Below are 8,877 nucleotides of genomic sequence, written 5' to 3'. Positions count from 1 at the left end.
CGGCCATGCTCGACGACACCTGCAAGATGCTCGATGCGCGCGGCTTCAAGATTTCGCCGCACATCGGCGCCCCGGGCGACTACATCATCGAGCGGGCTTTTGTCGAGAAGTGAATGCCTGGCGAGGCGCTCCGGGGCCTCGGCGTTAATGACCGAAGAAATTGATCGGCATCTTCAGATAGCACACGCCGTTGGCTTCCGGCGGAGGCATCTCGCCGGCACGGATGTTGACCTGGATTGAGGGCACGATCAGCAAGGGCAGCTCGAGACTCGCGTCACGCAGGCTACGCATCGAGATGAACTCGCTCTCCTGAACGCCATCCCGGACGTGGATATTCGCCTTTCTCTGTTGCAGCACGGTGCAGCAGTGATTCGGTGCCCGCTGATTAGGTGGGTAATCGTGACAGAGGTAGAGGCGCGTATCGGCCGGAAGCGCAAGGATGCGCTGGATCGAGCGATAAAGCTGTGCAGCGCTGCCGCCGGGAAAGTCGCACCGGGCGGTGCCGATATCCGGCATGAACAGGGTGTCTCCGACAAATACGGCGCTTTCGCCAACTTTGTAGGCGATGTCGGCAGGGGTATGTCCCGGTACATGCATTGCAACGGCGGTCAGGTTGCCGATCTGGAAACTCTCGTCGTCGCCAAAGAGGTGATCGAACTGGGAGCCGTCCGAAAGAAAGCCGGGCTCCAGGTTGAAAGTGTGCCGAAAAGCGTGCTGTACCTCCTGGATGTGGGCGCTGATGGCGATACGCCCGCCGAGCTCCTTGCGCAGGAAGGCCGCCGCAGAAAGATGGTCTGCGTGAGCGTGGGTTTCCAGCAGCCACTCCACCGTCAGGCGCTGGGCACGCACGAAGTCGACGATCCGGCCGGCATTGCGTGTTGAAACACAGCCGGAGCGGTGGTCGTAATCCAGTACCGCGTCGACAATGGCGCAGGCCGACCCCCTGGCCTCGTAGACGACATAGCTGAAGGTGGCTGTGGCGGGGTCGAAAAAGGCTTCCACGCAGGGCTGCATGCTCGTCATCCAGAATCAGAAAAAGGTTTTGGCAAGCCACACGGTAGCGACCAGCAACACAGCCCCGGCAAAGCCGATCTGCAGCCAGCGCCCGGGAATGCGGATCGCAACGCTGCGACCCGCGATCATGCCCACTCCGGTTGCTGCGATGAACACCCAGCCCAGCGCGCTTATCTCTGCACCGCCAAGCAGGCTGCCGAGTACCGTCGTGGAAGACACCAGGGCGATGACCGCAAGGGATGTGGCCGCACTGGCCGCCATGGTGAGGTCGCTGTACTGGCGGAAGGCCGGGACGATCAGGAAGCCTCCGCCAACGCCCAGCATTCCGGTGAACAGCCCGGCGAGGCTGCCGGTAGCGGCCAGGGTGGTGGAACACCGCAGGTTCCAGCGAAATCGCCCTGTGGCGGGGTTGATCATGCAGTTGCGGTCGAGGTGCCCGCTCTCCGGGTCATGCGCGCCGGCGCTTGCCGCACCGAGCATGCGAAACGCGATCAGGCACAACACGGCACAAAAAACGGCAACCAGCACCGCCGGAGAAAGCCTGTGGGCGAGGCTCACACCGACCGGTGCGCTGAGGGCGCCGAGGCAGGCCATCAGCAGGGCGGCCCGGTAACGCACCAGGCCCTGGCGCAAACCGGCCAGACCGCCCAGCCACGCGGCACTGCCAACGGCAATGAGCGCAACCGGCGTGGCCTCCGTCATGCTCATGCCGAGGCCCAGCATGAGCACCGGCACGGCCAGCACCCCGCCTCCAGCCCCGGTCAGCCCGAGCAACATACCAACGATGGATCCAAGCGCGATGCCGGTGAACATAAGCGGGTCCGGGCAGATGTGGAAACGGAAAGCAGGAAGTCAGCGGGCCCGCGAACGAGCCCGCCAAAGGGGTCAGTAGCTCTTGTAGGGAAGGAACTTGCCGGACAGCACCACATTGACCCGATCCCCTTTCGGGTCTTCCTGGCGCTGTATGTCCATCGAGAAATCAATCGCGCTCATGATCCCGTCGCCAAATTCCTCGTGGATCAGCTCCTTGATCGTGGTGCCATACACACTGACGATCTCGTACCAGCGATAGATCAGCGGATCCGTGGGCACCGCGCTGGGCAGCGAGCCCTTGTAGGGCACGACCTGCAGCCAGGCGACGGCTTCGTCGGACAAGCCAAAAAGCTCACCGACGGTCTCGGCCTGGGCCTTGGTGAAGGTCATCTGGCCCAGACAGCCTGCAGTGGTCCACTCCTTGCTCAGACCGATGGCTTCGGCCACCTGGCCCCACTTGATGCCCTTGCTCACCTTGGCGGAAAGGATCATTGCAGTCACTTCATTGCGGTCGGAAATCATCTTGTTCTCCTGGATTGGGGTTGGGTAAATCAGGGCAGCATCCGCACACAGCGCTCAGGCCACGGCGGTGAAGCGCGAATTGGTGGTGGCTTCGCACAGGCCATCAGACAAAGGGGTTTCTTCCAGCCCGGGGCGGACGATTCGGGTGGTAGCCAGTTCGGCGACCGGGCTGCCTGCCTGCTGGATTGACTTGGAACGGCGCACCAGGAAGTCGACCAGGTGGTTACGGATGCGGTAGAACTGCGGGTCGTGGTGGATCGTCTCGCGCACCCGGTCACGGGGCATCGTATTGACGACAATCTCGGCAATGCGCGCCTGGGGGCCGTTGCTCATCAGAAAAATGCGGTCGGCCAACAGGATCGCTTCGTCCACGTCGTGGGTGATCATGAACACCGTCTGATGCGTTTCAGTGCAGATCCTGAGAAGCTCGTCCTGGATCACCCCACGGGTCAGGGCATCCAGTGCGCCAAAGGGCTCGTCCATCAGAAGCATCTTCGGTTCGACCGAAAAAGCCCGCGCAATGCCCACGCGCTGTTTCATGCCGCCGGACAGCTCCGAAGGCTTTTTCTTCGCGGCGTGGGCCAGGCCAACCATCTCGATGAAGCGCGCGGCGTGAGCCGCGATCCGCTGACGCGACCAGTCCGTGTGGCGGGAGCGCACGGCGAAGGCGATGTTCTCCTCGACCGTCAGCCAGGGCAGCAGTGCGTGGCTCTGGAACACCACGCCGCGATCAAGGCTGGGACCGGAAACCTCCCGGTTGTCCATGATCACGCAACCGCTGCTGGCCTCTTCCAGCCCGGCGAGAACGTTGAGGATGGTGCTCTTGCCACAGCCGGAGTGGCCGATGATGCAGATGAACTCCCCCTTGTCGATGCCGAAGCTGACGTTGTCGAAGACCGGCGGCTGGTCGGCCCGGTAACGCTTGCCCAGCCCCTCGACCTTGACGAAAGCGGAAGCCGCCTTCCCCGCAGCGCCCACCTTGGGATTGCCGTTTTCCTTATTCCGCATAGGTCACCTTCTTCTGGAGTTGGGCAAACATCAGATCGAGAAACATCCCGACCAGGCCGATCAGCAGCACCGCGAAGATCACGTTGGCCAGGGACAGGTTGTTCCATTCGTTCCATACGAAGTAGCCGATACCGGTACCACCGATGAGCATCTCGGCCGCAACGATCACCAGCCAGGCGATGCCCATCGAGATGCGCATTCCGGTGATGATGGTCGGCGCGGCCGCCGGCAGGATCACCTGAAAGGCCTTGCGCAGCGGGCTCACCTCCAGCGTGCGGGCTACGTTGAGCCAATCCTTACGGACCCCGGCAACACCGAAAGCGGTATTGATCAGCATCGGCCAGATCGAGCAGATGAAGATCACGAAGATGCCGGACACCGAGGAGTCCTTGATCGTGTAGAGGGCGATAGGCATCCAGGCCAGGGGCGAGATCGGCTTGAGCACCTGGATGAAGGGGTCCAGGGCGCGGTACATGAGCGGCGACATGCCGATCACGAAGCCCAGCGGCACCGCCACCGCCAGGGCAATCAGGTAGCCCAGGGCAACCCGTCCCAGTGAATGGGCCAGCTGGATACCCACGCCCTTGTCGTTGGGCCCATGGTCGTAAAAGGGATCGGCAAGCTTGTCCGCAGCCACGTGGAGAAACTGCAACGGCGTCGGAAAGCCGTCGACCTTCTTGTCGGTGGCCGCGGCCGGCCCATTGCCCATCAGTGCGGCGTACTCGGCATCGACCGCGCCGCTCACCGCGGGACGGCCAGATACCGGGCTCGTGGCCGTAGACAAATGCCATATCCCCACCAGGAGAATCAGCAGCAGGACTGAGAGCAGGCCGGCGCGCAAGGAGAGAGATGCTTTCATGGTTTCGCCTCCCTCACGTGCGCTTGATGGCGAAGCCATTGATGTAGGGCTCCGGCCGCGCCGGGTCGAATTCGCGCCCCATCACGCTGAACTTGCGGTAGCCGGCATGAATGCGCTGCTCCGCCACCGGCTGGCCCAGCTCCTTCATCAGGCGGCGGGCATCGGTGAGCAGGAAGACCTGTTCGGCCAGCGCCCTGTAATTCACCTCGCCCTTTACGTAACCCCAGCGTTTCATCTGGGTCAGCATCCAGGTGGCCATCGAATACCACGGCACCGGATCGAAGTCGGCCCGATCGGGCTCGTTGCGCACGTTACCCAGGCCATCCGCAAAGCGGCCGCTGAGGGCCTGAAAAATCACCGTCTCGGGCTGGTTGAGATAGTTGGGGGCGGCGATGGCCTTGGCGATGTCCGCCCGGCTCTCGGGCTTGCGGGCCATGGCAGCGGCGTTCAGCACGGCACGGTAGAGGGCCGCGAACGTGTTGGGGTTCTTGTCGATGAAACCTTTTGAAGTGCCGAAGGAGCAGCAGGGATGACCATTCCAGATGTCCTTGGACAAGATGTGAATGAAGCCGATCTGGTCATATACGGCACGCTGGTTGAAGGGGTCGGGGCCCAGAAAGCCGTCGATGTTGCCAGCACGCAGGTTGGCGATCATCTCGGCGGGCGGGGTGACGCGGAGCTGCACATCCCTGTCCGGGTCGAGGCCGTGCTCGGCCAGGTAGTAGCGGAGCAGAAAGTTGTGCATCGAGAACTCGAAAGGAATCGCAAACTTGAAGCCCTTCCAGTTGCGCGGGTCGCGGTTGTCCTTGTGCTTGAGGGCCAGCGTAATGGCCTGGCCATTGACATTCTGGATGGTCGCTACGCGCATCGGCTGAGGAGAGGAACCGAGCCCCATGGCAATGGCCAGCGGCATCGGCGCCAGGAAGTGGGAGGCATCCAGCTCGCCGTTGAGCATGTGGTCGCGAACCAGCGCCCAGCCCGCGGTCTTGTGCAGGGTGACATTGAGCCCCTGCTGCTTATAGAAGCCCATCGGGTCGGCCATGATCAGCGGCGTGGCGCAGTTAATCGGAATGAAGCCGATCTTCAGATCCTTCTTTTCGAGCGGACCCGGCTTGTCGAGGGCGGCAGCCTGCAAGTCAGAGATGGGCAGCACACTGGCGATGGCTGCGATCGCGGTGCTCGCGCCTACGGCTCTGAGGAAGCGACGGCGCGTTGCGTCTTCGGGAAACAGCGCCCGCACGGCGGCGGCTTCGATGAAATCGCCGGACAGGGCTTCCGGGTCGCCACCGCGCAGTTGGCGGGCCCGGATTTCGTCGGCGTTGTGCTCGTTCTGAGTGGCGTGCTGACCGCAGGAACAGCCATTCAGGTTCACATCCGCCGAATACGGGCGGTAGAGCGTGTCGTTCTTCATGGTCAAGGGCCTCTATCGGGATGGAAAGATGAGTGTTGTGTGGCGGGGCGGCCTCGGCTCAGGCGGCCAGTTGCCGCCGCGGCGTGCCCACATTCAGACGCGCCTGCAGGCTTCCCGCGGACCACTGCTCCATGGCGAGGAAGTCCGCGTCCTCCGAGATCACCCGCCACTCGCCGCCGGCAACCGGCAAACCCTCGATGACAACGGGCAGCAGCCGGGTCTTCAGACGGATCACTGGCGGCCGGTGGCGGTAGCCCTCGTGGGCGGCAAGGCCGAGGACACCGCGGGCAAGCACACTCGCCTGGTGGGCAATGGGTTCGATGAAGCGGCAGGGCATGCCGTTGAGACTGATGCAGTCGCCCAGGGCATAGACGTCCGGGGCACTGCTCCTGAGGGTGGCGGGATCCACAACCACGCCGCGTTCGTAGGCAAGTCCGGCGATTCGGGCGATGCGTGAGTCGGTTACCAGACCCGTGGCGGCAACCACCTCGTCGGCCTCCAGAATCTGCCCGCAGGCGGTGACGATCTGCTTGCGGCCATTCTCTCCGCGTGTCACTGCGGCCACCTGCACCGCCCCCAGGAAGCGCACGCCAAGGTTTTCCAGGCTGTGCTTGAGGCGCTCGGCGGCGGCCGGCGGCAAGAGGCTGGCCAGCGGTGCGGCCTGTGTGTCCAGGAGGGAAACCTGGTGGCCGGAGCGGGCGAAATCTTCTGCCAACTCGCAACCGACCATGCCGGCCCCGACGATGGCAACGTGCTTGACGGGGCCTCGCAGACGCTGGCTGAGGCCACTCCAGCTGGCCAGATCGTTGATCCTCCAGCACAGATCGGCAGGCAGCACTGCCGGCACCGCCGGACGGGCGCCCTGTGCCAGCACCAGGCCGGTGTAGCGAAAGCTTCCCCGGGTGGTACGGATCTGATGGAGCCCGGGCGACAGGCCGACCACCACCGTATCGTTGAGCAGCCGGATGCCCAGACGGAGCGCCGCGTCGGCAGCCTTCTCCCGCACCAGTTTGTCGGGCGTGGCGCCGCGGCTCAGGGCAATGGAGAGCTCCGGCTTGTGGTAGCGATCACCGGCGCAGGCGCTGATCATGGTGATCGGAACATGGGCATCCAGTGCGCGCACGGCCTCCGCCGCGGCCCAGCCGGCGCAGCCAGCCCCCACGATGACGATACCGGTCTCGCGCACCACCCGGCTGGTAGCGCAGGTGGCCGTCAATGCAAGCGAATTGTCATAGGGCTCGAAATCCGCCTTCACCACACCGCAAAGGGGGCAGACCCAATCGGCGGGAATGTCCTCGAAGCGGGTGCCGGGTGCTATTCCGCTATCCGGATCGCCCTTCTCCTCGTCGTAGATCAATCCGCAGGCACGACACAGAAACTGCTTCCAGGGTGCATTCATGCCGGCATCTCCTCTTTCGACAGCCGGGCCATTTCCCAGCGCAGGTGCTTGATCGCCGGGGTGACGATGGCGATGAAATGGGCTTCGCGGATGCGTCGCTGAGGCGCGGAATGCATCAGGTAACCGCGAGCCCCCTGGTGCAGCAAGGCCGACTGGGAGGCCCGCAGGGCCAACTCGGCGCCCTGGGTGCGGGCATCGAGCACTTCGAGCAGGTAATCCTTGCTGCCGTCGTAGGGCGTGAGGGCCAGGCGGGACACGCGGGCGCCCAGCTCGTCGTACTCGGCCTGGAGTTCTTGCGGGCGGTCATGCAGGTATTGATTCACATGCCCGAGGAGCGGCTCGACCTCCCTCATGGAGTCGATGCACCCCTGGGTTACCCCCACCGCCATACCCGCCTGAAGCAGCACGAAAGCAGCCCGGATGCGACTGATGAAGGGCCTGGCCGGATCCGCGATGAGGGTGTCCTCGCCAACGAAGTAGTCATCGAGACGCACCCCCCAGGTGCTGGTGCCTTCCATTCCGGAGAACTCCGGACACGGACGCAGCACCACGTCCTCGGTGAAGCGAAGCAGGAACATGATCTCGTGGGAACGACTGCCGTCGTCTTTCATCACACCCGCGATGGCACCGCAATACTGGCCGCGAGCAATATGACTGACCCACGGAAGTGCCCCGCTGACCCTGTAGCCACCAGGCACCTTCGTGGCGCGCAAGAGCATCTTCTCGATGCCGGCCAGTGCCTTCATCGGATTGGACAAAGCCGTGCCGCCAAAACTGAGGCCGAGTGCGTGATCCCTGAGCACGGTGCCAGTCAGCGCGGGATTGCCGGATTGCTCCATGTACAAGCCGCACACATCGTGACACCAGGCCAGAAAGCCCGTGGAGCCACAACGGCGGCTGATTGCCCGCATGGCGTCGAGGGCCAGGCCGTAGCGGGCACCGTTCATGTCCAGGTGAGCGGCGAAGGCGCCAGCCTCGCCAAGGGAACCCATCAGATCGAGCGGATAGTGCCCCTCGTGGTCGATGCGATAGGCCGCGTCTGCCAACGCACCATCGGCAATGGTGGTAACTCGCTCCATGACCTGGCTGTCAGACCAGGAAGCGTCAAAGATCAAAGGGGTGGCATCAGCAGGGTTCATGGCAGGTTCTCCGGAGAGGCGGGCGTATCGGGTGTCGAAAGGGAGGGCGCCGGAACACCAGCGCTGCGTGCCGGCACCGCGCCCCCCTCCTCCGGGGCTCAGTGGGTGAGTTCGATCGAGAACGGAATGGGGTTGCGCATCGTGTTGGCCACCGGCGAACAGAAGTTCGCGTGTTTCACGATGTCGTCCAGCACCTCGCGGCTGGCGTCCCCCTCGATGAGCACCTTGACCCGGATTTCCTGGAAGCCCATTTGCTCGGGTTGGCGATCCGCCCCCCCTGCGCCCCAGGCTGCGGTATTGCCGATATCCGCCTCCATGAAGACCTCAAGGCGGGAGAGCTTGACCTGGCGAAAGGTGGCTACCGCGGTGATGCCCACGCTGAGGCAGCCGCCGAGCGCGGACAGGACGACTTCTCCGGGGGCCGGCGCAGTGTTCTCTCCGAACAAGTGCAGCGGCTCGTCGACGATGACCGGGTTATGGATGCCCACATAGCTCCAGGAGCGGAATTGCCCCTGCATGACGGTATGGACCTTGTTGGTGCCTTTGCGCTCGGGGTTGTCGCGCCCGGAGGCCGCGAACTGCAGCAGCCCCTCCCGGTCGATTGGACGCAGGTAGGACTTGATGGTCGTGGGGGCGGCGGTAGCGGTAGCGGTGGTCAAGACTTTTCTCCTGGGTAGTCGTGCGTTCAGCGTTTGCTGTCGCTATCAGTCAA

9 protein-coding genes and 2 pseudogenes are annotated in these 8,877 nt (G+C 63.8%); 1 reads left to right on the top strand and 10 read right to left on the bottom strand.

The window, feature by feature from the left end:
* Positions 1-113: pseudogene (locus tag Q1W26_RS04820) on the top strand (ferredoxin--NADP reductase); the annotation flags it as partial.
* Between the two features lie 31 nt (positions 114-144).
* Here Q1W26_RS04820 and Q1W26_RS04815 read toward each other — a convergent pair.
* The 10 genes and pseudogenes from Q1W26_RS04815 to Q1W26_RS04770 all read right to left on the bottom strand — a co-directional run bounded on the left by Q1W26_RS04815 (position 145) and on the right by Q1W26_RS04770 (position 8,824).
* The gene (locus Q1W26_RS04815) at positions 145-1,014 is read right to left on the bottom strand and encodes an MBL fold metallo-hydrolase (RefSeq protein ID WP_300436578.1); all 870 of its coding nucleotides are present in this window, start codon (positions 1,012-1,014) and stop codon (positions 145-147) included.
* A 15-nt stretch (positions 1,015-1,029) separates the two neighbouring features.
* A complete protein-coding gene (locus Q1W26_RS04810; protein WP_300436570.1) occupies positions 1,030-1,827 on the bottom strand; it encodes a sulfite exporter TauE/SafE family protein in 798 nt (265 codons plus the stop codon).
* Between the two features lie 72 nt (positions 1,828-1,899).
* On the bottom strand, positions 1,900-2,349 hold the full coding sequence (gene cynS, locus Q1W26_RS04805; protein ID WP_300436568.1) for a cyanase: 450 nt from the start codon (positions 2,347-2,349) through the stop codon (positions 1,900-1,902).
* Between the two features lie 54 nt (positions 2,350-2,403).
* Positions 2,404-3,357, bottom strand: a complete 954-nt coding sequence (locus Q1W26_RS04800; RefSeq protein WP_300436567.1) for an ABC transporter ATP-binding protein — start codon at positions 3,355-3,357, stop codon at positions 2,404-2,406.
* Positions 3,347-4,216: a nitrate ABC transporter permease gene (gene ntrB / locus Q1W26_RS04795; RefSeq protein ID WP_300436566.1), complete on the bottom strand. Its 870-nt coding sequence runs from the start codon at positions 4,214-4,216 to the stop codon at positions 3,347-3,349. The genes Q1W26_RS04800 and ntrB overlap by 11 nt, the downstream gene beginning before the upstream one ends.
* Positions 4,217-4,229: 13 nt before the next feature.
* Complete coding sequence (locus tag Q1W26_RS04790) at positions 4,230-5,627, bottom strand: CmpA/NrtA family ABC transporter substrate-binding protein (protein WP_300436576.1); 1,398 nt, start codon at positions 5,625-5,627, stop codon at positions 4,230-4,232.
* 58 nt (positions 5,628-5,685) lie between these two features.
* Positions 5,686-6,789 carry an FAD-dependent oxidoreductase gene (locus Q1W26_RS04785; RefSeq protein WP_300436574.1) on the bottom strand — a complete coding sequence of 368 codons (1,104 nt, stop codon included), beginning with the start codon at positions 6,787-6,789 and terminating at the stop codon, positions 5,686-5,688.
* 60 nt (positions 6,790-6,849) lie between these two features.
* Positions 6,850-7,026, bottom strand: a pseudogene (rd, locus tag Q1W26_RS04780) (rubredoxin); the annotation flags it as partial.
* Entirely contained in the window at positions 7,023-8,165 is a 1,143-nt protein-coding gene (locus tag Q1W26_RS04775; RefSeq protein WP_300436565.1) for an acyl-CoA dehydrogenase family protein, read from the bottom strand. The gene Q1W26_RS04775 and the pseudogene rd, both read right to left, overlap by 4 nt.
* A gap of 98 nt (positions 8,166-8,263) precedes the next feature.
* Positions 8,264-8,824, bottom strand: a complete 561-nt coding sequence (locus Q1W26_RS04770; protein WP_300436564.1) for an OsmC family protein — start codon at positions 8,822-8,824, stop codon at positions 8,264-8,266.
* Between the last annotated feature and the right edge of the window lie 53 nt (positions 8,825-8,877).

Source organism: Zoogloea sp. (assembly GCF_030157465.1).
Classification (GTDB): Bacteria; Pseudomonadota; Gammaproteobacteria; order Burkholderiales; family Rhodocyclaceae; genus Zoogloea.
This window is presented reverse-complemented; position numbering and strand designations above follow the sequence as displayed.